Annotated in this window: 21 protein-coding genes and 1 other annotated feature; of the genes, 11 read left to right on the forward strand and 10 right to left on the reverse strand. The window is 48.1% G+C overall.

Going from position 1 to position 21,533, the window contains the following annotated elements; translation table 11 throughout:
- Positions 1 to 8: 8 nt before the first annotated feature.
- The 3 genes from ACQ76X_RS18435 to ACQ76X_RS18445 form a co-directional block, all read right to left on the reverse strand.
- On the reverse strand, positions 9 to 872 hold the full coding sequence (locus ACQ76X_RS18435) for a phosphate ABC transporter substrate-binding protein (protein WP_038595861.1): 864 nt from the start codon (positions 870 to 872) through the stop codon (positions 9 to 11).
- A 63-nt stretch (positions 873 to 935) separates the two neighbouring features.
- Entirely contained in the window at positions 936 to 2,282 is a 1,347-nt protein-coding gene (locus ACQ76X_RS18440; protein WP_438495360.1) for a stalk domain-containing protein, read from the reverse strand.
- 272 nt (positions 2,283 to 2,554) lie between these two features.
- Positions 2,555 to 2,998, reverse strand: coding sequence for a hypothetical protein (locus ACQ76X_RS18445; protein WP_341095861.1), 444 nt, complete (start codon positions 2,996 to 2,998; stop codon positions 2,555 to 2,557).
- A 204-nt stretch (positions 2,999 to 3,202) separates the two neighbouring features.
- On the opposite strand from ACQ76X_RS18445, the gene ACQ76X_RS18450 reads away from it, so the two are divergent.
- From ACQ76X_RS18450 to ACQ76X_RS18470, 5 genes are all read left to right on the forward strand, one after another.
- Positions 3,203 to 3,934, forward strand: a complete 732-nt coding sequence (locus ACQ76X_RS18450) for an ABC transporter ATP-binding protein (protein WP_438495361.1) — start codon at positions 3,203 to 3,205, stop codon at positions 3,932 to 3,934.
- Entirely contained in the window at positions 3,931 to 4,974 is a 1,044-nt protein-coding gene (locus ACQ76X_RS18455) for an ABC transporter permease (RefSeq protein WP_438495362.1), read from the forward strand. Before ACQ76X_RS18450 ends, ACQ76X_RS18455 begins: the two co-directional genes overlap by 4 nt.
- Positions 4,975 to 5,031: 57 nt before the next feature.
- Positions 5,032 to 5,739 (forward strand): TetR/AcrR family transcriptional regulator, encoded by a 708-nt coding sequence (locus ACQ76X_RS18460; RefSeq protein ID WP_052092273.1) that lies wholly within the window; start codon positions 5,032 to 5,034, stop codon positions 5,737 to 5,739.
- A 24-nt stretch (positions 5,740 to 5,763) separates the two neighbouring features.
- The gene (locus tag ACQ76X_RS18465) at positions 5,764 to 6,135 is read left to right on the forward strand and encodes a hypothetical protein (protein WP_438495363.1); all 372 of its coding nucleotides are present in this window, start codon (positions 5,764 to 5,766) and stop codon (positions 6,133 to 6,135) included.
- 200 nt (positions 6,136 to 6,335) lie between these two features.
- Positions 6,336 to 9,707, forward strand: a complete 3,372-nt coding sequence (locus tag ACQ76X_RS18470; RefSeq protein WP_438495364.1) for a DEAD/DEAH box helicase — start codon at positions 6,336 to 6,338, stop codon at positions 9,705 to 9,707.
- Positions 9,708 to 9,844: 137 nt separating this feature from the next.
- Here the strand turns inward: ACQ76X_RS18470 and ACQ76X_RS18475 are convergent, their stop codons facing one another.
- A complete protein-coding gene (locus ACQ76X_RS18475; protein WP_438495365.1) occupies positions 9,845 to 10,201 on the reverse strand; it encodes a hypothetical protein in 357 nt (118 codons plus the stop codon).
- A gap of 320 nt (positions 10,202 to 10,521) precedes the next feature.
- On the opposite strand from ACQ76X_RS18475, the gene ACQ76X_RS18480 reads away from it, so the two are divergent.
- The 3 genes from ACQ76X_RS18480 to ACQ76X_RS18490 all read left to right on the forward strand — a co-directional run bounded on the left by ACQ76X_RS18480 (position 10,522) and on the right by ACQ76X_RS18490 (position 14,135).
- Positions 10,522 to 10,737: a hypothetical protein gene (locus tag ACQ76X_RS18480; RefSeq protein ID WP_256718105.1), complete on the forward strand. Its 216-nt coding sequence runs from the start codon at positions 10,522 to 10,524 to the stop codon at positions 10,735 to 10,737.
- Positions 10,738 to 11,058: 321 nt separating this feature from the next.
- Complete coding sequence (locus ACQ76X_RS18485) at positions 11,059 to 11,895, forward strand: YitT family protein (RefSeq protein WP_438495366.1); 837 nt, start codon at positions 11,059 to 11,061, stop codon at positions 11,893 to 11,895.
- A 53-nt stretch (positions 11,896 to 11,948) separates the two neighbouring features.
- Positions 11,949 to 12,170: a binding site (T-box leader), on the forward strand.
- An 87-nt stretch (positions 12,171 to 12,257) separates the two neighbouring features.
- Complete coding sequence (locus tag ACQ76X_RS18490; RefSeq protein ID WP_438495367.1) at positions 12,258 to 14,135, forward strand: arginine--tRNA ligase; 1,878 nt, start codon at positions 12,258 to 12,260, stop codon at positions 14,133 to 14,135.
- Positions 14,136 to 14,413: 278 nt separating this feature from the next.
- On the opposite strand, the gene ACQ76X_RS18495 is transcribed toward ACQ76X_RS18490, so the two are convergent.
- Positions 14,414 to 14,560 (reverse strand): hypothetical protein, encoded by a 147-nt coding sequence (locus ACQ76X_RS18495; RefSeq protein WP_438495368.1) that lies wholly within the window; start codon positions 14,558 to 14,560, stop codon positions 14,414 to 14,416.
- A gap of 60 nt (positions 14,561 to 14,620) precedes the next feature.
- Between ACQ76X_RS18495 and ACQ76X_RS18500 the strand changes: the two genes are divergently transcribed.
- From ACQ76X_RS18500 to ACQ76X_RS18510, 3 genes are all read left to right on the forward strand, one after another.
- Positions 14,621 to 15,190: a transposase gene (locus tag ACQ76X_RS18500; RefSeq protein WP_438495369.1), complete on the forward strand. Its 570-nt coding sequence runs from the start codon at positions 14,621 to 14,623 to the stop codon at positions 15,188 to 15,190.
- Positions 15,191 to 15,568 (forward strand): transposase, encoded by a 378-nt coding sequence (locus ACQ76X_RS18505; RefSeq protein WP_438495381.1) that lies wholly within the window; start codon positions 15,191 to 15,193, stop codon positions 15,566 to 15,568.
- Positions 15,569 to 16,036: 468 nt separating this feature from the next.
- Positions 16,037 to 16,249: a hypothetical protein gene (locus ACQ76X_RS18510; protein ID WP_438495370.1), complete on the forward strand. Its 213-nt coding sequence runs from the start codon at positions 16,037 to 16,039 to the stop codon at positions 16,247 to 16,249.
- Here the strand turns inward: ACQ76X_RS18510 and ACQ76X_RS18515 are convergent.
- The 5 genes from ACQ76X_RS18515 to ACQ76X_RS18535 form a co-directional block, all read right to left on the reverse strand.
- Positions 16,237 to 16,680, reverse strand: a complete 444-nt coding sequence (locus tag ACQ76X_RS18515) for a hypothetical protein (protein WP_438495371.1) — start codon at positions 16,678 to 16,680, stop codon at positions 16,237 to 16,239. The genes ACQ76X_RS18510 and ACQ76X_RS18515 overlap by 13 nt on opposite strands.
- 103 nt (positions 16,681 to 16,783) lie before the next feature.
- Positions 16,784 to 17,536, reverse strand: coding sequence for a creatininase family protein (locus ACQ76X_RS18520; protein WP_438495372.1), 753 nt, complete (start codon positions 17,534 to 17,536; stop codon positions 16,784 to 16,786).
- A 261-nt stretch (positions 17,537 to 17,797) separates the two neighbouring features.
- The gene (locus ACQ76X_RS18525; RefSeq protein WP_438495373.1) at positions 17,798 to 18,730 is read right to left on the reverse strand and encodes a hypothetical protein; all 933 of its coding nucleotides are present in this window, start codon (positions 18,728 to 18,730) and stop codon (positions 17,798 to 17,800) included.
- Positions 18,731 to 19,040: 310 nt separating this feature from the next.
- Positions 19,041 to 19,883, reverse strand: coding sequence for a membrane protein insertase YidC (gene yidC, locus ACQ76X_RS18530; protein ID WP_438495374.1), 843 nt, complete (start codon positions 19,881 to 19,883; stop codon positions 19,041 to 19,043).
- A gap of 357 nt (positions 19,884 to 20,240) precedes the next feature.
- A complete protein-coding gene (locus tag ACQ76X_RS18535) occupies positions 20,241 to 20,549 on the reverse strand; it encodes a tyrosine-type recombinase/integrase (RefSeq protein ID WP_438495375.1) in 309 nt (102 codons plus the stop codon).
- Positions 20,550 to 21,533 lie beyond the last annotated feature (984 nt).

A 21,533-nucleotide genomic window follows, 5' to 3' on the forward strand; every position in this document is an offset into this window, starting at 1 on the left:
AATGATGACTAGGATTTCATTGCTGCGATCGGAATGAATTTAAGCTTTTTGAGCGAGCCGGTTTGGAACTTTTTGCTCTGAACATAATCGATGAACTCTTTGGTAACACCGGTTGGCTGACCTTTAGTCATGTAATAACCATAGGCCCAAATTTTGTACGAGCCATTGATTACATTGTCTGTAGATGCTTCAATGCCATTGAATTTCACGGCTTTGATGTCGCTGCCGCTTACATAGACAAGGTCGATATAACCGATGGCATTAGGAGTAGTGGCAACGGCTGTCTTCATGTCACCGCTGGAACCAGTCTCCTTGTAGTTCTTCTCTTTCTTGACGATATCTCCGCCCGCAAGAGCTTTAGCCTGATAGTTTACGCGTGTACCAGAACCGAAAGCGCGGGTAATCACGACAATGTTCGCATCCGATCCGCCGACTTCCTTCCAGTTGGTGATTTTACCGGAGTAAATGCCTTGCAGCTGTTCCGTCGTCAGGTTGTCTACACCCACATTCTTGTTCACGATGGTGGCGAAAGGAATGACAGCTACCTTGTTTGCCACTTGTCCGTCAAAAGCTTTAAAGCCCGGAACGTCAATGCTGGCATCCCAGTCACAAGCGCCGATGTCGGCGATGCCTTTTTTCACGGCTTGCGGTCCGGTAACGGAGCCTTTGCCTGAAGCGGCGATCTTCACTTTAGGATGCAGCTTCTGGAACTCCTTGGCTGCTTGCAGCGTCAACGGCAGCAGCGCTGTCGAGCCGTTTACTGTGATCTTGCCTTTAAGTGTGTCAGCCGCTGCTGCCACTCCGGCAAACGATGCGGTTACCGCGATAACCGCGGTCAATGCTGTAACTGTAAATTTTTTAAACATCTTCATGAGTAAAATCTCCTCCCGGCGGTTGCGCCGTTAAATGTTGTTGTTCTGAAGCAGGGAATAATCTTATTTCGACAGCTGCAGGGCTTTGCCGTTCTGAACCAGCCAGAGCGTGCCGCCGCTAACGAGAGCGAGCTTGCTGCCGTCATGGGATGCAGACACTTCCGTCACGTCTTCGGCTGTGCGGAACAGTTCACTCTTAGCCCCGTCAGCACTGATAGCATAAATTACGGTACTTCCGTCCGCCGTCACAGCGGATACAACCAGACCACCACTTACACCAGTTGCCCAGTTCGCTTCGCCATCAAGGGCAATATTCGAGCTTTTGCCATCGGCTCCGATTGATTTCAGGCTGTTCGCCGCGTTGCCTTCGGGATCTGCACTCAGGTACACAATGCTGCCGTTATTCAAAATTTCCGGGTAGAGCTTGTTATCCAGTTCAGTCGTGAGTGCTGCCGGCTTCGCATCTTTGGTTGTCAGATCCAGCTTGTACAGCTGTTCTCCAGCCTTGCTGAAATCTACCGTCAGCGAATCCTCAGTGCTGTCCGCATCATTTTTGGCTACGCCGGTAACGTTGACGATATAGACCACGTTCTTCTCGTCGGCGGATACGCGGAGCTCGGATTTATTTTCTACTTTATCTTCAAGCAAGGTTTTGACCGTTCCGGTTTCCAGCGAAATTTGAGCGATCTTCTCCTGCTTGTCGCCCTGGATGAAGTAAATCTTCTTGCCGTCCTCCGACCATACCAAATCAGTCTTAACACTGGTATCCTTGCCGAGCGGTGAGATCACCCCATTGAACAGGTTGATCAGCTTGAGCTGGCCTGTCTCGTCACTAAACGCACCCCACTTCTGGTCAGCGGAAACGGCGAAATCGACAGCTCCGTCATTGGAGGAGAACAGCTCGTAATTCCCCGGCGTGTTGCTGAATTTCAAGAGCTGGGTTGTTTCTGCATCACTTTTATTGGCGATCAGGCTTCCATCTGAACTCCAGCGCAGTGTATCAAAATCACCTTCCGGAAGGGCAAAGCTGAGAACAGTAGCCGAATCCGCCTGCAGCTCACCGCCAAGACCAGTGACCAGTTTTGTCAGTTCTACGTAGGTTTTACCATTATAGAAAATAGGTGCTACAGTGAACTCCTGCTTGGTGCCATCTACCAGATAGCTTTTAGCTCCCGTTTGAATTTGTATAGTATGTAATCCTTTGCTGTCGTTGAGTTCAAAACCGCTGCTGCTGACTTTCACATGGGCTCCAAGCTCTCCGGCAACCTGACTTAACGAATACAATTTGTAGCCGTTTTTGTCTATTGTGCTGAGTGCAACCGGTGTACCGTTCACAGTCCACGTAGTCGTACCTTCCTTGACTGCAGCTGACTGGACGGCGGCGGCCTCAGCGCTGTTGCTTGTTGCCAAAACACTTACCACTCCTCCTGTTACAAGAAGCGAAGAAGCCAAAGCCGCACTCAACCATTTACTATTCTTCAATTAGATTCACCCTTTTCCCTTAGGTAACTGCTAATGTTATTTTCATCTACGAATGTCAATTCTGTTCTAGAGGAATGTTATGGAAATGTTAAGTGCGGCAAATCCTTAATAATAAATAAAGCCGGCCCCGGAAACCTCCGGGGTCGGCTTTATTAAAACTGGGGTTAAATCGGCAATATATGTAAAACAGTGTGAATAGCTTAATTCTCGATCCACGTAACAATCACTTCGGCACCGCCCGGTTTCTTGTCCAGGCTGCTCCCTATAATAGAATAAGAGTAATCGCCTTGAACTTTACCGTTAATAATCAGATTGTTCGAATCCACAATTTGTGTGCCCTGGTCCAGTTCCTTGGCCTTAACATACTCTTTATATGTACTTCCTAGTGCATCCATACTCTCTTCTGTCTCAAAGATCAGCATGGATGACTTTTTTCCGCCCACCAGCTCCCCATCCGTAAACGTAATGCCTGCACCCACAGGAATCGGAAAGTCCCCGGGCAGATATTCCGCCTGGTCCACACTTTCTTGCGCTAAGGTGCGAAAATGCTCACTGCCTGTTCCCGGACCGGAGCTGCTGCAACCGCTGAGACCCGCTGCAGTAAACAGCGCCAGCATGGGAAAAACGAACTTCTTGTTGAACATCAAATAAACCTCCTCCTGTATGAAAATAGAGTTATCGGGCTTTAGCTAATACCCATAATTACCCTGATTTGTTCTTGTGAAAACCAATATTCTAAAATTTTAAATATTTAACTATCCGCAGAAAAAAGATTTACATCGGCAGCTGATTGCATTAATATAATGAGTGAGTACTCACTCATTATTATGAGAATTGAGGAGATAGTTATGAATCAGGGAACTTCTGTTGTTTCCGTAACCCACGTCTGCCGGACGTTTGGCAGCAAGGAAGTGTTAAAGGATATTTCCCTGCAGGTTGCAGAGGCGGAAACCTTCGGCATTCTGGGCCCTTCCGGCTCCGGCAAAACTACGCTGGTGAAGCTCTTGACCGGCATTGATGAAGCGACCTCGGGCGAAGTGCGTGTATTGGGGATCCCCATGCCTAAGCTTGCCATGCTGCAGCAAATCGGGTATATGGCTCAGTCTGACGCCTTGTATACGGAGCTGAGCGCAAAAGAGAATCTGGAATTCTTCGCCGCTCTCTATGGACTGAAAGGCGGAAACCGCACCCGCCGGATCAGGGATGTCTTGGAGCTGGTCAATCTGCAGGATCATCTGCGCAAAAGAGTTGATCAGTATTCCGGGGGGATGAAACGCCGTCTGTCACTGGCGATCGCCTTATTGCATGAGCCTCCGCTTCTGCTTCTTGATGAGCCCACGGTTGGCATTGATCCCGTACTGCGCCAGTCCATCTGGAAGGAACTGAAGGCACTGAACCGCAAAGGGACTACCATTGTACTCACTACCCATGTGATGGATGAGGCCGAGAAATGCGACCGTCTGGCCATGATCCGTGATGGTGAACTGCTGGCGGTGGATACACCTGCAGGTCTGCTGAACGCTACCGGTTCTGCTTCTCTTGAAGAAGCTTTTCTACATTATGGAGGTGTCCGCCGATGAGAATCCGGGCGATCACCCTGCGAATTCTCCAGCAGTTTATTCATGACAAAAGAACGATGGCACTGATGTTTATTGCCCCCCTGCTGGTTCTCAGCTTAATGAGTCTGGTGTTTAACGGCGACGACTATGAACCGAAGTTTGGTGTGTACGGAAATACCCAAGCCATCTCTGCGGCGTTTGAGAAGCAAAGCAATGCTGTTGTCGAATACGCCACGGCAGAGCTGGGCAACGAAGCTTTGAAGGAGGGCAAGATCGATGCGCTTGTCACAGTAAGCGGCGCTGCTCCTGAAGTTGTGCTGGAAGGCAGCAACCCCACGGCAAATCGTGCGGCACTGATGGCCTTACAGGAAGCGGTCCAGAGCCTGCAGCCTGTTATACCCGGCCAGGGACAAGGTCAGCTAAAGCCGCAGATCAGCTATCTGTACGGCGCTGAAGATATGAGTACAATCGACCGCTTCGGTCCGATTATGATCGGCGTCTTTGTCTTCTTCTTCGTCTTTCTGATTGCCGGCGTTTCCTTGCTGCGGGAACGGACTACCGGGACCCTGGAACGTCTGCTCTCCACCCCGCTGAAACGCTGGGAAGTCGTTCTTGGCTACGTGTGCGGCTTCGGGATTTTCACCGTATTCCAGGCGCTGCTGATCTCCTGGTTTTCCATTCAGGTGCTGGGAATTATGATGGCTGGCAGCTTCGGTTATGTCCTGCTTGTGACACTGCTGCTGTCGATGACGGCGCTGACGCTTGGTACACTGCTCTCGGCTTTTGCTGCCAATGAGCTGCAGATGATGCAGTTCATTCCGCTAATCATCGTGCCGCAGATTTTCTTAAGCGGGCTGTTCCCGATGGATACGCTCCCGGTGTGGCTGCAGCGGATCGGGCTGGCGACACCGATCTATTACGGCTCGGAGGCACTGATGGACATCATGATCCGCGGCAAAGGCTGGAGCGACATCGCGCTCGATGTCTTTGTTCTGATCGGTTTCTCTCTGCTGTTCATGCTGCTGAATGTGCTGGCCCTGCGCAAACACCGCAAAATGTAATTTCGCAAGCAGCTATGATAATATAAACGGAAAATACGAGGTTTGGAGGGCAAAAGAATGGAGACGGACAATGCTGCGGGGCAGCAGCATGAGGGGGAGCAGTGGATTGAGGAGCTGCTGGCCATCAGTCAGGAAGAAAAAATGACGCCAAAGCAGATCGCCATTCTGGAGGCGGCGATTGAAATATTTTCAGATAAAGGATATTCGGCTGCAGCTACCAGTGAAATTGCCCAGAAGGCGGGGGTGGCGGAGGGGACGATCTTCCGCTATTACAAGACCAAAAAGGATCTGCTGCTCTCCATTGTCGGGCCGACGATGAGCCGCATGATCGCGCCCTTTGTCATGCGCAATTTCGACGGCGTGCTGGATGGTCCTCCCGAGAGCTATGAGGCATTTCTGCGGGCTTTTATGGTCAACCGGCTGGAATTCGCCCGCAAGAACTTTAAGATACTGAAAATTCTTATTCAGGAAATCCCCTTTCAGCCCGCATTAAGGGAACAGTTCGCCGAGAATGTTCTTGGCCAGGTACTGGAGCGGGTAACCGCCATTACCGAGCATTTCAAGGAAAAGGGCGAAATTATCGACATGCCCACACCCGCAATTATCCGGTTTACGGTCTCTTCTGTAATCGGATATCTGCTGGCCCGTCTGCTGTTCCTGCCGGATAGCGATTGGAATGATGAAGAAGAGATTGAGCAGACTTTGGCCTTCATGCTGTACGGTATCAGCGGACCGGCAGTACGCCCGGAAGCGAAGGGAACTTAGGCCGGAAATTTAGGAGGATTATATTTGGGATTCAGAAACCGTAAAAGCATTCAAATTGTGATTGTCCTACTATATCCCTTAATAATCTTCGGGCTGCTATGCATGAGTCAGACGCTGGATTCCTGGTTCGTTCCGGTAATCGTTACCCTCTTGTTCAGCTTACTGTGGGCCAATCTGCGTTATTTGATGATTTCTACAATTCTCATGTGGACCACTGCTGTACCAGCGTGGTGGCTGCTAATCGAGCGTACCCGGGAAGGACAAGGCGCCGCAATCTTCAGCGCATCCCTGCCTTTTGTTATCCTGTTATTCCTATTTCTTGTGTTAATACCGGAGATGCTGATTGTATCTATCGGGAATGTCCTTGTAAAGAAGGCATCGGTTAGCCAATCCTGATCTGAACAATGCTACCCTGACACTTTCAATAAAAGGGCCATCTCCAAACCGCAGAAATGCGGTTTGGAGATGGCCTTTTTTTTACATTGCAAACACTCAGAGTGATCCCGCACCGCAGCATCTGTTCAAGGAGTCCGGTAAATGGTTTTGAAGGCGTACGCCTGTTCTGTTATTATGGGTACTATAGCAAATTCGGACTTATGGACAAGACAAAGGAAGTGATTAGGGCTGTGGGTTTCTATGTGCCGGAACGGGTAATCAGGCTGCTATGCGGCGGTGCTGCTTTGGAGCAGGGGACGGTTTATTATGAAGCGGATAAGGTCACGCTGACCTATGCGGAGAACAATGTTGAGCTGGAATATTCAAAATACCGGGCTGAGGTTCAAGGCCTCGAAAGCTACGAAGTGGTGCTTGCTATAGACAGTGACGGTGATGTGAATGGGGAATGCACCTGCCCTGCATACCACCACGGCGGAGCTTTTTGCAAGCATATCGCAGCTGTTCTCGTGAATATACTCCGTCAGGAAATGGACACGGAACTCTCCAGAAGTATGGCCGGCCCCAGTCTCCACCTTCACGGAGGCTCCACCGGAGAGAGCGGCAGACTTACTCCGCGTAATCAGGAACCTGCAGCCTTTGGCTCAGGGGAACATACGGGTGACCGGAAACTGGTGACCAGCATGCTGGATATGTTCGGCAGCTCCCGGAAGCGTCCAAGCGGCACCGGAACCTATAGCGATATCAGAACTCCGCTTCAGGTTGAGTTCATCTGTAAGCCGGTTCCGTACACCGATGGCACTCATAAGCTTGGAATTGAACTGAAGATCGGACTAGAGCGGCTTTATATTGTGCAGAAAATCAGAGCTTTTCTCGAGCGCATCCACCGCGGGGAATCCTTTGAGTTCACCAAGCATTTTATCTATGACCCTTCCTTGCACAGCTTCAATAAAGAAGACAATGCGGTGATTCTGAAGCTGATCGAAGTCCTTTTAAATGAAAAGATGTACCGCGAAGCTGTCAGTCCACATACGCATTATTCGGGTGGCCCGGGAGGGGAACGGCTGCTGCCGGTTCCGCCTTTTTTCTGGGAGCAAGTTCAGCCTGCGCTAACAGCAGTATCCTCTGTACATTTGCAGCATGGGGGAATAAGCACTGAAGGGCTTCAGATCACAAACGCTCCCCCTCCGCTGAGCTTTCAATTCGATCAAACCCCGGATAACAGCTACCGTCTGGATATCCAGGGGCTGGCGCAGCTTACAGTCATGGAGGATTATGGGCTTATCTTGTCTGAAGGCAGGCTGCTGAAGCTGCCTATTCAGGAATGCCAGCGTCTCTCCGAGCTTAAGAAAATGCTGGCGTCCTCCCGCAAAGATGAAATTGCCATTGCCCCGGAGCAAATGGAGCCTTTTATGGACAAGGTGATTCCCGGGCTGAAAAAGCTGGGCCATGTGCATATTGCCGAGGCTATCCAAGGCCGGATCATCCAGGCACAGCTTCAAGCCAGACTTTATCTTGACCGGATAAGAGACCGGCTGCTGGCAGGTCTTGAGTTTCAATACGGCAATATTGTGATTAATCCGCTCGATGAGAAAGCACGCGAACGGGGCAATGAGGTGATTCTGATGCGGGACGGGGAAGCCGAAGGGCGGATTCTTGCGCTGATGGATCATGCTTCTTTTACCCAAACGGAAAGCGGCTATATTATGAGCGATGAGGACGGCGAATTTGATTTTCTGTATCATACCGTGCCGCTGCTGGAGCCCTTGCTTGAGGTATATGCCACTACTGCTGTCAAGGGAAGACTGCTCACCGGAACAGCCCTGCCGAAGGTAACCTTAAGCTGGAACGAAAAAACCGACTGGCTGGACTTCAAGTTCGCCATGGAAGGAATCCCCGAAACGGAAATTGTACTGGTGCTGAAATCGCTGCAGGAGAAACGCCGCTATTACCGGCTGCCGGATGGGGCGCTGCTGCCGCTGGAGAGTGCAGAATTCTTAGAAATCATCACCTTTATGAACGAAATCGGAATCCGGCAGGATGAGCTCAAAAGCCCGCAGTTCTCCCTCCCCCTGGCCCGCGGCCTGCATCTGAATGGCGATAGCGCGGGGGACTCCGTCACCATGGGACGCTCCCTGCGCCGGCTTCTGGCCAACATGCGGAATCCCGAAAATCTTGATTTCCCGGTGCCGGACAGCCTTGTTCCCGTCCTCCGGGATTATCAGCAATATGGTTTCCAGTGGCTGAAGACGCTGGCCCATTACCGGTTTGGCGGCATCCTCGCCGATGATATGGGTCTCGGCAAAACGCTGCAGAGTATCGCCTTCCTGCTCTCAGAGCTTAAGGATATCCGGCAGGGAGGCCTCCCTGCGCTGATCATCGCTCCGGCCTCCCTGCTCTACAACTGGCAGAATGAACTGAAGAAATTCGCCCCGGAGATCAAAGCGGCCATAGCCGACGGGAACTTAACCGAACGCCGACGGACACTGAAGAACACCGCAGGAAACGATGTAATCATCACCTCCTATCCGCTGCTGCGCCGTGATATTGAAGAGTACGCCAAGTATTCCTTCCACACCCTGTTTCTGGATGAGGCGCAGGTTATCAAGAACCATGCGACCCAGACGGCTCAGGCGGTAAAAATATTACAGGCGCGCTACCGCTTCGCGCTTACCGGAACGCCCGTAGAAAATGCTCTGGAGGATCTATGGTCGATCTTCGGAGTTGTGTTTCCCGGACTGTTTCCGGGCAAAAAGGCCTTTCATGACCTGCCCCGGGAGACGGTTGCGAGGCGGGCACGACCTTTTCTACTGCGCCGCCTAAAAAGCGATGTACTGAAAGAGCTGCCGGACAAAATCGAATCTCTGCAGGCCTCGGAGCTGCTGCCTGAGCAGAAAAAACTGTATGTCGCTTATCTCGCCAGGCTGCGCAAGGAAGCGCTCAAGCATCTGGACAGCGACGGGTTTGGCAACGGCAGAATCAAGGTGCTTGCCGGGCTGACCCGGCTGCGCCAGCTCTGCTGCCACCCCGCGCTGTTCATTGCAGGCTATACCGGCGGCTCGGCGAAATTCGAACAGCTGCTGGAGATTATTGAAGAATGCCGCAGCTCCGGCAAACGGATGCTGATTTTCTCCCAGTTCACCGAAATGCTCGGCCTGATCGGCCGTGAACTGGGCCTGCTGGGTGTGCAGCATTTCTATCTCGATGGCCAGACGCCTTCAGCCCAGCGGGTGGAGCTCTGCAACAGGTTCAATGAGGGGGAACGGGATCTTTTCCTGATTTCACTAAAAGCGGGCGGTACCGGACTGAACCTGACGGGAGCGGACACGGTCATTCTCTACGATCTCTGGTGGAATCCCGCTGTCGAGCAGCAAGCTGCCGACCGGGCCCACCGGATCGGGCAAAAGAAGGTGGTTCAGGTGATCCGCCTCGTAGCACAGGGGACTGTGGAGGATAAGATGTACGAGCTTCAGCAGAAGAAAAAGAACCTGATCGACGAAGTCATCCAACCGGGCCAGGAGGCCATTTCTGCCTTAAGCGAGCAGGATATCCGTGAAATCCTGATGCTTTCATAAATTGGCCATGCATGCTTATCTCCTTGCACAGCAAACAGGGACTTTCACAGCCTAAGGCTGGGGATGTCCCTGTTTGCTGTATTTTTTTAGAATGACATAAGGATTTGTTACTCTACCGGGTTCAGACTCCGCAGATATTACAACTCGTCACTCCATTTCTCATGCGTTACAACACGATGGGCATCCACCAATTGACCATCAGCTTGTTTGCCCCATACTGAAATCCCTGCTTTTTCTCCTAGGTCATCGCCTGTAAAGAGAAATTCGAAAGCATCCAGATCGGCAAAGTAGTCTCTGGTCACCACCCCGCCTGGTGCGATTTCGATAACTTCACTCACATATAAAGTTCTTGTAGTGCCCAGGAAGTAACCTAGAATATTAATAACCAGTACCTCTGCAGCAGCCCGATTCACAATCTTTACAGTTACAAGCTGCGCCGGTCTTACTCCAAGAACAGGATTATTCTCTATAGGTCCAGTAGATAATGTGGTCATCCCGTCTTATTCCTCCTTTCAATCCACTCATTTGTGAATATCAAACTCTGATTCTAGCGGTAGTGTTAATTGATCGCACAATATATTAATATTCGTGTGCTACCCTGACGGTGTGGACAGAAGACAGGCTCCATTCACCAAATCCTGCAGCAGTGCATAAAGTGTACAAAAGAGAGTTCGCCCACTAGTGGCCGCTGTTCTGAAAGAATGTATACGGAAGAAGGGAGTCCATGCCCCCTCCTGGAAAAGGAAAGAAAACGAGCATAAAAAAACAACCGGCAAACCCTAAAACACAAAGTCCAAAGGGGCTGGAGTTTGCAGTGGCTGCACTTCTTTTATCAGGCAAGTTAAAGGTAGACTCTGTCCAGATGTTCACGGACGCTTCGCTTCTGGTCAGCCTGGTTGGCAAATATAAATCACTTGGCAATTTGAGCGACAGCAACGTTGATAAACTGGTCAGCTTTCTCGACGACAACAGCAGCCTGACCTTGAACGAGATCATGGCCGCTTTGAAGAAAAAATCAGACAACTCTTGAGTGGATGAATACAAAGGGAGGCCTAGCACGTATGGACAATTTTGACGGTGAAGATTTTGCCGGGGGGATCCTGCTGGTCATTGTAATTGTGCTGCTTATCTTTGGTTCAACGGATATTAAGGATCTTACCGCTGCGCCCACTTCCGATTGAAAAGGGATTCCTTACTTGAATTAAAATCATTTACATCCCATATAAGGCTTGTTATGATTAAAGGATCAAAAGAGCTGCGCAACCTATGTTTGCTACAAAGCGATTAAAGGATGATTTTTTTCCTTTAATCGCTTTTTTGTGTGAGCTTTAAAATCATGGAGGTATATCGTATGAACAAAAGAGTACATGATATGGTTATGCTGCTTCTCGGGGCATTTATTTTTGCGCTGGCAGTCAATTTATTTGTTATTCCCAATGACTTTGGTGAGGGTGGCGTGACAGGGATATCGATCATTCTGTATTATTTGCTGAAATGGTCACCTGCGCTGGTCGGCATCATCTTGAACGGGATTTTGCTAATCATCGGCTACAAGCTGCTGGATAAAAAGACGACGGGCTATACCATTATCGCCGTTGCCTTTAACTCCCTGTTCCTGTACTTGACCAAGAACTGGCAGATCGCTTCGGATGAGCCAGTGATTAACGCTATTTTCGCGGGTCTGTTTGCCGGGGTCGGGATTGGACTGATCATTCGGGTCGGCGGCACGACTGCAGGTACGACAATTCTGGCTCGTCTTGCCAATAAATATTGGGATTGGAATATCAGCTATGCCTTGCTGTTCTTTGATCTTATCGTTGCCGGACTGTCCGCCTTCGTCATTGGTATCGAAAAGATGATGTTTACGTTCGTCATCCTCTATATCGGAACCAAAGCTATGGAGTTCATTATCGAGGGCTTGAATCCTAAAAAAGCGGTGACCATCATCTCGGCACACTATGACAGCATTGCCGTACGGGTTACGGAGATTATGGATCGCGGAGTAACGGTGCTCCGGGGATACGGCTATTACACCGGCGAAGAAAAGGAAGTCCTCTACATCGTAATTAGTAAGCAGGAAGTTTCCATGCTCAAAAAAATCGTACGGGCTGAGGACAAAAATGCTTTTGTCACGATCCACGATGTGCGCGACGTGTTTGGCGAAGGATTTATTGATATTTCTAAATAAGCCAATCGGCCATTGATTTATTCCATAAATTCGCTATACTGATAAAAATCAATATACAATCGATGAACGGGAAAGTAGTTTCCTTGGACCCTAGTCCCCAGCGAGCCGGAAGAGTGAGAGCCGGTACAGGCCAGTTAATGAAGCGCACCCGGGAGATGGACTTCTGAACTGATAGTAGGAAGCCCCGGCTGAAGACCGTTAACCTGTAAGGTGGCTAAACCAAGGTGTTTAGCAACGAGAGTGGTACCGCGAGCGCTAAAGCCCTCGTCTCTTTTAGAGACGTGGGCTTTTTTTGATGTTTTTCAGCCCGCTAAGTACTGTAGCGCAAATCTGCTTCAAGAATTTTAAAGGAGGTTCATCCCGTGTTAAGCCAACTTATCAGAACAAGCTTGGAACAAAGCGTCCAGCAGGTATTCAGCAGCCTGAGCGCTGCCGCACCAGAACATTTAACCATCGCTCTTGAACAGCCCGCTAATCCGGATTTCGGCGACTACTCCAGCAATATTGCCATGCAGCTGGCCAAAGTCCTGCGCAAGGCCCCAATGGCTATTGCCGAGCTGATCACAGCGGAGCTTGGGCAACAGGGAGCGATCAAGGGATTGCTGCAGCGAATCGAGGTTGCAGCTCCAGGCTTCATCAATATGTACGTGAATTGGCAGGAATGGGCAAATCACAGCTTTGAGCTGCCGCCAGGGAACGGGAATAAGGTGATCATTGAGCATACTTCTGTGAACCCAAACAAATCAATGCATATTGGACATCTGAGAAACTCCTGTATTGGAGATGCGCTGGTTAGGATTTTGAAAAAAACAGGTTACGACGTGGAAGTTCACAACTATGTGGATGACCTTGGCAATCAGCTGGCAGATACGGTGGTCGGGCTAATGAATGTGCCGCTCACGGGTGATCATGTCCGCTTCGGTGATTATTGCTGGGATATCTACGCCGGAATCAATAAGGAATACGCGTTACATCCTGAGACGATCCATAAACGGACAGAGATTCTCCACGCACTGGAAGAAGGAAACGGCAATACCGCTTGGCTCGGCAGCCTTGTGGCTGAACGGATTGTGAGAGAGCATGTTGAGGAAATGAAAAACTTCGGCATCACCTACGATTTGCTGGTGTGGGAGAGCAGCATTTTAAAAGAGGGATTTTGGTCCTCCGCTTTTGCGCTGCTGGAACAGACGGCCGTTTTTGTTCAGGAAACCGAGGGCAAGCTGGCGGGATGCTGGATTCTGAAGCAATTGGCAACAGAAGGCACAGGGGCGGATTCAGAGGAACATCAGAAAGATAAGGTGCTGGTGCGCTCGAACGGGATTTTAACCTACACCGCCAAGGACATTGCCTATCATCTCTGGAAATTCGGACTGCTGGACAAAAACTTCTCCTACAGCGAGTTTAATGCAGGCGTTTGGACGACGGGTCCAAGTGGACAGCAGATGCCTTTTGGAGAGGCGGATATGGTGGTTAACGTCATTGATTACAGACAGGAGTATCCGCAGGCGATGGTGAAGCAGGCTTTAGAGGTATTGGGATATGCCGAGCAAGCCGAGAAGCTTCATCATGTAAGCTATGGCGTGGTTTCCCTTAGTCCGGCTTCCGCCGCTGAACTGGGGATCGATACCTCGGACGGCAAAACCTCTTACGCCATGTCCGGCCGTCAGGGCATCGGCATCAAGGTCACCGAGCTGGTGCAGCTCATGGAGAACACCATTGAAGCCACCCGCTCCGACAAAAACGGCCTGTCCAGCCGGCTGATCGCCACAGCTGCAATCCGTTACTATCTGCTGCGTTTCAATCTGGGGACGGAGATTGTGTTTGATTTCAAGCAGGCGACCGAGATTTCCGGCAATACCGGCGTATATCTGATGTATACCTATGCACGTGCAGGCAGTGTGCTCAGCAAAGCTGCTGGAATGGAAGCAGGAGCCGTATTGGGAGCAGCTGCGGTACCGGATTTCCCGGTCCCACTGGACAAAGCGGAGCTTGCCCTGCTGAGACATCTCAGCATCTGGCAAGACACCTTATACAGCGCAAGCATCGAGCTGACGCCAAATACAATCTGCAACTACGCACATACTCTGGCCTCGCTGTTCAATAACTTTTATTCCGCCTGCCCGATTCTCAAAGGGGAGCAACCCACCATCCGCTTCCGTCTCTGGCTTACTTCAACATTCCAGGAAACGCTCGGCGAAGTGCTTGAGGTGCTTGGCCTGCCGAAGCCGGAGCGGATGTAACCGAGGAAGTGGCAGACTGTAGAGCGGGTATAAATCAGGAGTAAGCCGGTCTATGCAATAAGCACGGCTATCACTTCATTCACTTAGATATAAGCTTAATTGCATTGTATACACTAGCGTTGCATAAAAGCTGACATAAACCGAACTGCATAAAGTAACTGCGAGAAATAGAAAAATCCCCTATTGTAAAAGGGTAGGCACGTTGTCCATACCTCCTTACAAAGGAGACTCGCATGGATAACGTTAATGCAAATTCGGTCGTTCGTCAATTCTTATCTTTACTTCCGGTCCATGTTCTGGATCGGACCTTGTTCGATCACTACTCCAAAAAGCTCACCGTCGTGAAAGCCGTCTTCATTTTTGTCACTGCCCAGATGAACCGATGGTCTTCCTATACCGAAATCGAAGCTCATATTCGCGCTCAACCCGAACTGCAGCGCCTACTTCATCTCGACAGCATCAGTGGCTCCCAGTTATCCCGTTCCTTGGATCGTCTGCCCACCGAGCTACCCGAGTGGATCTCTCAGCAACTAGCCCAGCGCGCCAAACGACGGACGGCAACGCTGGGTGGGATCTCCAATACCATCCGGAAACTGAGCATCGTAGATGCCTCTAGCCTTTCGCTGCCGTTTGGTCTTGGGGATTGGGCACGGGTGTCCCGTAAAGCTAGCAGTGTGAAGATGCACCTGCGCCTCGTGGCCGCCTCGCCGGATACCGTTTTCCCTGATGCCATGGTACCCACCTCCGGCAATGTGGGAGACAGGGCCTGTGCCCTTCATCTCGTCATCCCCTCCGACACCACCTATGTGATGGACCGGGGCTATGATGACTACAAAAAGATGGAGGCATGGAGTACGGATGGGATTCGGTTTGTAATGCGTTTGAGAGATCGGGCATTCACTACGGTCCTGGAGGAATCTCCCGTGAAGGCAGAGGGCCGAATCCTTAGGGATGCCAAGGTTCAAATGGGCAGTGCCTTTCGTGACGATAAGCAAACACTACGGCTCATTGAATTCACGGATGAACAGGGACGTCGCTACCGGCTCGTCACTTAGATCTGGGATTTATCGGCGGAGGACATCGCACAGATCTACAAAAACCGCTGGCTGGTGGAGCTATTCTTTAAATGGATCAAGCAGCATTTGTCGACGGTACATGTGCATAGCTATAAGCCGCAGGCGATTTGGAACCAGTTGTTCCTGGTCTTAATCACGGCGCTTTTGGTTCAAGAGGTAAAAGCTTCTTTTGGCACCAAACACACGCCGTGGCAACTGCTTAAAGTGATGCGGGTCTATCTCTATCGGCCGTGGTCTTCCTTGGAACAAGAGGTACAAGGGCCGCGCAGAGCCTCTAAAGGAAAACCGCCGGGAGCCGGGCAAAAACCCAAGATCTTACGAACAACGGTGGGTGAACTTCGGTTGAGCAAAAAGTAATCCACACACAAAAAATATGGACTAAATTGACAACATGTGCTCTGCATTTATATGTCCTTCGACTTTTAGCTTTAGAGACGAAAAACAAGATGTTAAAATATTCTTTTTAATCCAATAATATGATTATCGCAATCTTATGTCAGGGTTAATGCAACGCTAGTGGATGCATACAAGTTAGACATGTTAAAAAAGTCGCGTTTCCGTCCTAGCTTCACTAGACACGCCGCAGAAAAAAACAAACCCGCCAGCATGTTTTACTCGGCGGGTTATTTTATGTATGCCCGATTCTCAAACCATCACCGAACAAAATAAACACCAGCTAACTTCGTCTTACGTTCTGCACACTGTCATACGCACTCATAATATTAGATACATATCGCTGATGTTCAGAAAATGATCAGAGGTTTGGGTTTTGATAAGAAAGTAATTTGATATTCTGGGCCTATAGCCCCTCTAAAGGAGGATAGAATGGATCAAGAAAAAGCCATAGATGATTTAGCCAAGTATTTAATTGTACAATATCCCGGCAAACATGATGGGAGGTTCCGCCGGGCTGCAGTTCTTGGCCGGATAGAAACCATTGTCGAAAGCGATCGTTCACCTTTACTTTGCCTCTTTACAGTTACTGTAGATTTAATTTTCATGGGAGCTAAACAAGAAAAAGCAAGTCACATCAATTGAAGTTCAAGAAGATCCAAATTATCGCGGACGAGGATCATTTTGTGCTTATAGTCCCAATGGCCAATCAAGTTGGGCAGCTTCGTCAGATTGTAGTCTTTATTCCATGCCAACAAGTTGTGGATGCCTTCGAGCGTCTCGCGCTTCTTGTTTGGGACTATGCCCGCAATGCGCTCTTCATAACGCTTCCAGATTCTTTCCTCCTGAACGGACAACGGCGTCATCAGTACGACGATCTTATCTGTCTTCAAATGAACTGCTTGTTTTGCCAAGTACTCCTTCAGTATGGTTAACGTTACCTCTGTGACATCGAGATTGCCTAGCTCCAGCACTAACATCTTGTGCTGTAAGGCGTATGCTTTTAATGTTTTTGGACTGAACCCTTGAATGCGTTTGTCAGCCTCATACAAGCTCCACAACTCATTTAAGTTCATAACAAAACCTCCCTTTAGAAGCTATTAAATCTAGTTTGCTTCTAAGGAGAGGTTTTAATCTGCCCGCTGTATTAAACTAGCGTTTCCCGATAGCTCAATATAGTCATTGCGTTTTTCGGCGGTATCCTTCTTCAATGATTAGTTTAAGACCTTCAGTTCTTCTTTGAATAAATGTGTTCCAAAAAGTTTTACCTTTTTCAGCTAATTGTTCTGGAGAATAGATCCCTTCATCATACTGTCCCCAACAACCGTCCTGGGTTAGTTTATCCCATCCCATATAATCTGCGTAGAAACGGTTTTCTGAAGGTACAACTGAACCCATGGAATTAGATTTAACTAGTTCAGGGCAAAGCCACATAGCCGTACAAACGGATAATAAACCACCATGCATTTCATTTAAGTCCCTTAAACCAGTAGCCTCAATCGCTTCTTCCCATGCAAGATGATTATTGTGATTTGCGGTTATAACGATAATCTCTGGATACTTGAAATTGATATGCTTAATAAATGCTCCTTCCCAGTAGGATCCGCCATGTCCTGTGCAAACCAAGAACTTTCTAAATCCTTGTCTTGTTAGGTTGCTAATAATATCTTCCAACATTGCTGTTAAGATGTTGGGGCTTACGGTAACAGTCCCCTTGAAGTTGGCATGCTCCTCAGAGGTATTAAAGGGGATTGTAGGTAGCACGTAAGCATTTAATTCTCTCCCATAAGCGGTCGCATATAACTCAGCAATAAGCGTATCTAAATGCATGGGCAAATATGGTCCAAATTGTTCCGTTGCTCCAACCGATAAAATTGCAGTATCAACCCCACTGCTTGAAATATCCATTGTTGTGTTTCTAAAACTAAGCATAATAACACCCCTAAATAGGCTGATTTTCTAAATGACACACCATATTGTACCATTTATGGGGTGGTAGAAGACAATTTAAATCAAACAATCCTATCCGAAAGAGTATTGAGCAAATCTGCCCGTTAGCTGAATAGGCAGCCGATGATCTCGGCTACCTATTGTCATGGAGCTATCGTTTCCCGTTAGCTTAATTAGACAAGTCATTTAAATATTTGAAATTTTTAAGCATTCTTCATCCTGGTCCTTACCCTTTCGACCAGATCACTTTTCTAAAGGAAGTCTTGAGGTATATTCCGGGCCCATTCGTTCGAACACTCGATCCAATTGTCTGGTTAGATAAGGCGAAACGACACCAATACCGGCCGTTGCTTCTAACAAGGAAAAGGTTTGTCCACCCCACGGGCCTTGGGGATCAAACACTTGTCTACCGACTTGTAAGCCTTCTGCTGTCATAGATGTATTCAAGCGTTCCAATCCTTCTCTAAACAGCCAGACCGGTAGCAGTTTATTCCTACGCCGGGACCATTCTGCCAAGAATGACATGCCGCGCAAAATATCATATTCAAAAAACCTTGGAAAGAAAGGCTTCAGCCATTCCATATCGATGACGTCCCCATTTTGTTTAGAACATACAAGACGATGTTCAATTAAATAACGTGCACCTTCGTCTAAGAAAACAGCTTCCTGTTCAGTAAATTCACGGTCAGTATGCCATAAGATAGCTTCAAGCGGAGGCAATGTTGAAACAATAGAGCTTTTTTTAGAATGAGTATAAGCTTCAGGATCGCAGTTCAGTCCACCATCAGGTAGCTGATGCTTTAAGAGCCATTCACGAATCCAAGGTAGTTCCTTGTCCAAATCACAACCATACGCCATTAGAATCATATAGTACACGGCAAGTTCACAATGGCAGCAATCCATCTTCATCTTATCAATTTCACTTGTTGGATGGTCATTGGCAGATATAATGAAAGTTGGCCAGACCTGGGTTTTGAGTAGATGTTTAGCTCTTTCAATAGCGGACTGGGGGATCCGTTTCACCTCCCCCATTTCATAAAGAGCAGCCATATGCCACCAAGCTCCATCCCATTTTCGACGAGTGCACTCGCCGTGAGCCATCGTAAAATGCGGTGCAAATTCAAGAAACTCTATAGATTCTTCGATTGCCAGTCGAATAGTTTGATTAGTTTCCATCTGGTACCTCCTTTTTAAGTACTTCTACCTCACTCAGTTTAGCAAATACCTCACGTCGTATTCCTTTCCAAGCTTCAACATTCGATATGTTATTAAACTATCCTGACCGTTAACCATTATTTATGATACAGTTCCCCGCGTTGTCTGTAACGGTAAGTTTTAGGGCCATCCTTTTGTGGGATGGCCCTTTCAATTTTCTCATTATGTGAACTATGTTCCCCGTTAACGAGCCGCCAACATAAAAAACAGAGCATCTGAGGCCGCTCCTCAGATGCCTTGCATTTAGTATTGTTTTATGACTGGTTCAATTTCATAAGTCTTCTGCACCGGTAGGTAGGTTTTTACTCGCTCCATTTCGCCTCGTGTACATTTTATTGAGTATGATCGTTTGCACGATAATGAATATACCACCAACCGCCCAATATAACGGTAACGCGGCGGGCATCTGAAAAGAAAATACACCCATCATGATCGGTGACAATAATCCGATAAAAGCCATTTGGTTATTTTGATCTTGCTGTATCTGCGCTGAAACGGTTTGAGATACGCGGAACTGAACGTAATACACCACAGCGGCAATAAGCGGCAAAATCATATCTGTTTTCCCCAAGCTAAACCACAGAAAATCGTGAGCTCCAATCTCTTGGGTACGACGAATGGCGTAGTAAAATGCAAGGGTGATCGGCCATTGGAGAAGCATCGGTAAACACCCCATGTTTAAGAGATTAAATTGATGCTTCTGGTAGAGCTGCATCATCTCGGCTTGCTGTTGTTTTTTTGCATCCGCACTGACGTCATTCTTATACTTCTCCTTAAGTTCAGTTAACTCCGGCTGGAGGACGGCCATCTTTTCTTTCACGTCCAATTGTTTCTTGGTTTGATTCATCATGAGCGGCATGATCGCAAGTCTGATAATGAAAGTCATCAGCACGATCGATAATCCGTAGTTTCCCTGAAATGCATTCGCGAAGAATTTGATCAAGAACGAAAAGGGATAAATAAAAAAGTGGTTAAATATCCCTGATGAATCGGCATTAATCGAGTTTGATTGGGATGCTGTCGTACACCCGCTCAGCACAATGACCGGAATAACTCCAATCAACATGATGAGAATGGGCTTGGCCCATTTCTGGAGCAACAAAATCTTTTTCATCGTTGTCCTCCCTAATTGAAAGTATTGAATATCAATGTGGGGAAGGACCATTTTCGTCCTCATCAGGTGCTTCTCTTCGTCTGGCGATACGTACAATCCACCGTTGAATGCTGTTGGGTTGCGACAGTCTGATGGCCACAAACCAAGTTGAACCGGCTGCAGCAATTTCATGACCCCAGTGTATCTTTTGTAAAGAATAATAGGTGAATGGAAGTACTACTAAGGAAGTGATGAGAGCGATCGAGAATGCCAATTGAACCAAGTCATAAAAATGCTCCAGTCAAGTTCACCTCCGCATGAGCCATATTGGTAAAAATTTGAATAATGGTTATACGTTAGAATAACTGTGTGGTTTCACTAACCTGCCCTTTCGTTGAACAGCGGCGGATTTCTGAAATCGGTAACAAATAAGGCTTTGCAGGAGTCCTCACGGCTGGTCAGGTACTTCTTTAACCATACTTTGCACACAGTCGTAAAGTATACTTCTCTTTGCTTCGATCCCTTGCCATTAACGGTTGCTGAGCAGTTCTCCCAGTTAAGGTCCTCGATGTTGATGTTCTCCACCTCCCCAACTCGGCATCCGGTGCTGTAGAGAAACTCAAGCAGTGCTCTTTCCCTGAGTGATTGACATGAGATCTTTAAGTGTATGATGTCTTCCTCAATCAAAAACTTAGGAATTCGTTTATCTAATTTCGGTTCTCTAATTTTTGAGAAGGGTTTGAAGTCAGAAACGTCTCTTCATAAGCGTAACGGAAAAGAGAACGAACAAACCGAATTCGATGTCCCAGGCTGCTTGGCTTCAAGCAATCTGCTTGTTTTGCCAAGTACTCCTTCAGCATGGTTAACGACGTCTGCGATTTCGAAATTACCTAGCTCCAACACCAACATTTTGTGCTGAAGAGCGTATGCTTTTAATGTTTTCGGATTCCCTTGTAATACCGCTGCTTCAATTGAACGATTAATGCTCTCTTCGTTAGGGTCATCGATCCGGAAAATGCGGAAGCACTGAAAAGCACGTGGAGTTGGCGTTCAATATGGCGACTTTGATCAACCGGAAACACTGAAATGGTAGGATAGCCCTTGGTAACTCTATTCTTGTGGGGGGCTATACGTTGTTTGGTGAATCTTTAGTCGACAGTGCGGATTTGATCGGGTTATTTTGCAGACTGCACATGAATTCAAAGACCAGTTTGCTTTGCCGGTAAGGTCTAGCGAGATGGATATACTGAATTATATCGAGAAGAAATCCATAACACCGCTGATCGCTGATGCCCCGCCATTTTTTTAAAGTGTCCAAGCCTACAGTAATGGTCATGATCAACTCGCAGCTTAAGCAGAGTTATCTTCAGAAAGCTGCAAGTGGATGGAAGAAGTGCTTCCGTCCCGCTTACAACTAAAGGCAGCGAATTAGTGCCATCGACCGCTACTTCTAATTTCCACAATCTTACCCGGCTGCAGGAGCAGTTGGGGGCGGAGGCCCTAAAAACACATTTTTCGAATACGATATATTAGATTACGCTGCCACCATATCTCAACGTATTTATTCCATTAGAAATATTCTCAAAGCCAAGCTTCTTATAAAACTCAACATTTTTATCTTTGCAATATAATTCAATTCTCTCTACTCCAATAAAATCTTTATTATTTATT

Origin of the sequence: Paenibacillus sp. IHBB 3054 (genome assembly GCF_051594305.1) — a bacterium.
Lineage (GTDB): Bacteria > Bacillota > Bacilli > Paenibacillales > Paenibacillaceae > Paenibacillus_AQ.

Coding starts and splice junctions, on each gene's coding strand:
- ACQ76X_RS18455 (WP_438495362.1), top strand. CDS start 3,931: ATGAGAATCCGGGCGATCACCCTGCGAATTCTCCAGCAGTTTATTCAT.
- ACQ76X_RS18515 (WP_438495371.1), bottom strand. CDS start 16,680: ATGAACTTAAATGAGTTGTGGAGCTTGTATGAGGCTGACAAACGCATT.
- ACQ76X_RS18435 (WP_038595861.1), bottom strand. CDS start 872: ATGAAGATGTTTAAAAAATTTACAGTTACAGCATTGACCGCGGTTATC.
- ACQ76X_RS18510 (WP_438495370.1), top strand. CDS start 16,037: ATGGATCAAGAAAAAGCCATAGATGATTTAGCCAAGTATTTAATTGTA.
- ACQ76X_RS18470 (WP_438495364.1), top strand. CDS start 6,336: ATGGACAAGACAAAGGAAGTGATTAGGGCTGTGGGTTTCTATGTGCCG.
- ACQ76X_RS18450 (WP_438495361.1), top strand. CDS start 3,203: ATGAATCAGGGAACTTCTGTTGTTTCCGTAACCCACGTCTGCCGGACG.
- yidC (WP_438495374.1), bottom strand. CDS start 19,883: ATGAAAAAGATTTTGTTGCTCCAGAAATGGGCCAAGCCCATTCTCATC.
- ACQ76X_RS18485 (WP_438495366.1), top strand. CDS start 11,059: ATGAACAAAAGAGTACATGATATGGTTATGCTGCTTCTCGGGGCATTT.
- ACQ76X_RS18445 (WP_341095861.1), bottom strand. CDS start 2,998: ATGTTCAACAAGAAGTTCGTTTTTCCCATGCTGGCGCTGTTTACTGCA.
- ACQ76X_RS18525 (WP_438495373.1), bottom strand. CDS start 18,730: ATGGAAACTAATCAAACTATTCGACTGGCAATCGAAGAATCTATAGAG.
- ACQ76X_RS18460 (WP_052092273.1), top strand. CDS start 5,032: ATGGAGACGGACAATGCTGCGGGGCAGCAGCATGAGGGGGAGCAGTGG.
- ACQ76X_RS18520 (WP_438495372.1), bottom strand. CDS start 17,536: ATGCTTAGTTTTAGAAACACAACAATGGATATTTCAAGCAGTGGGGTT.
- ACQ76X_RS18475 (WP_438495365.1), bottom strand. CDS start 10,201: ATGACCACATTATCTACTGGACCTATAGAGAATAATCCTGTTCTTGGA.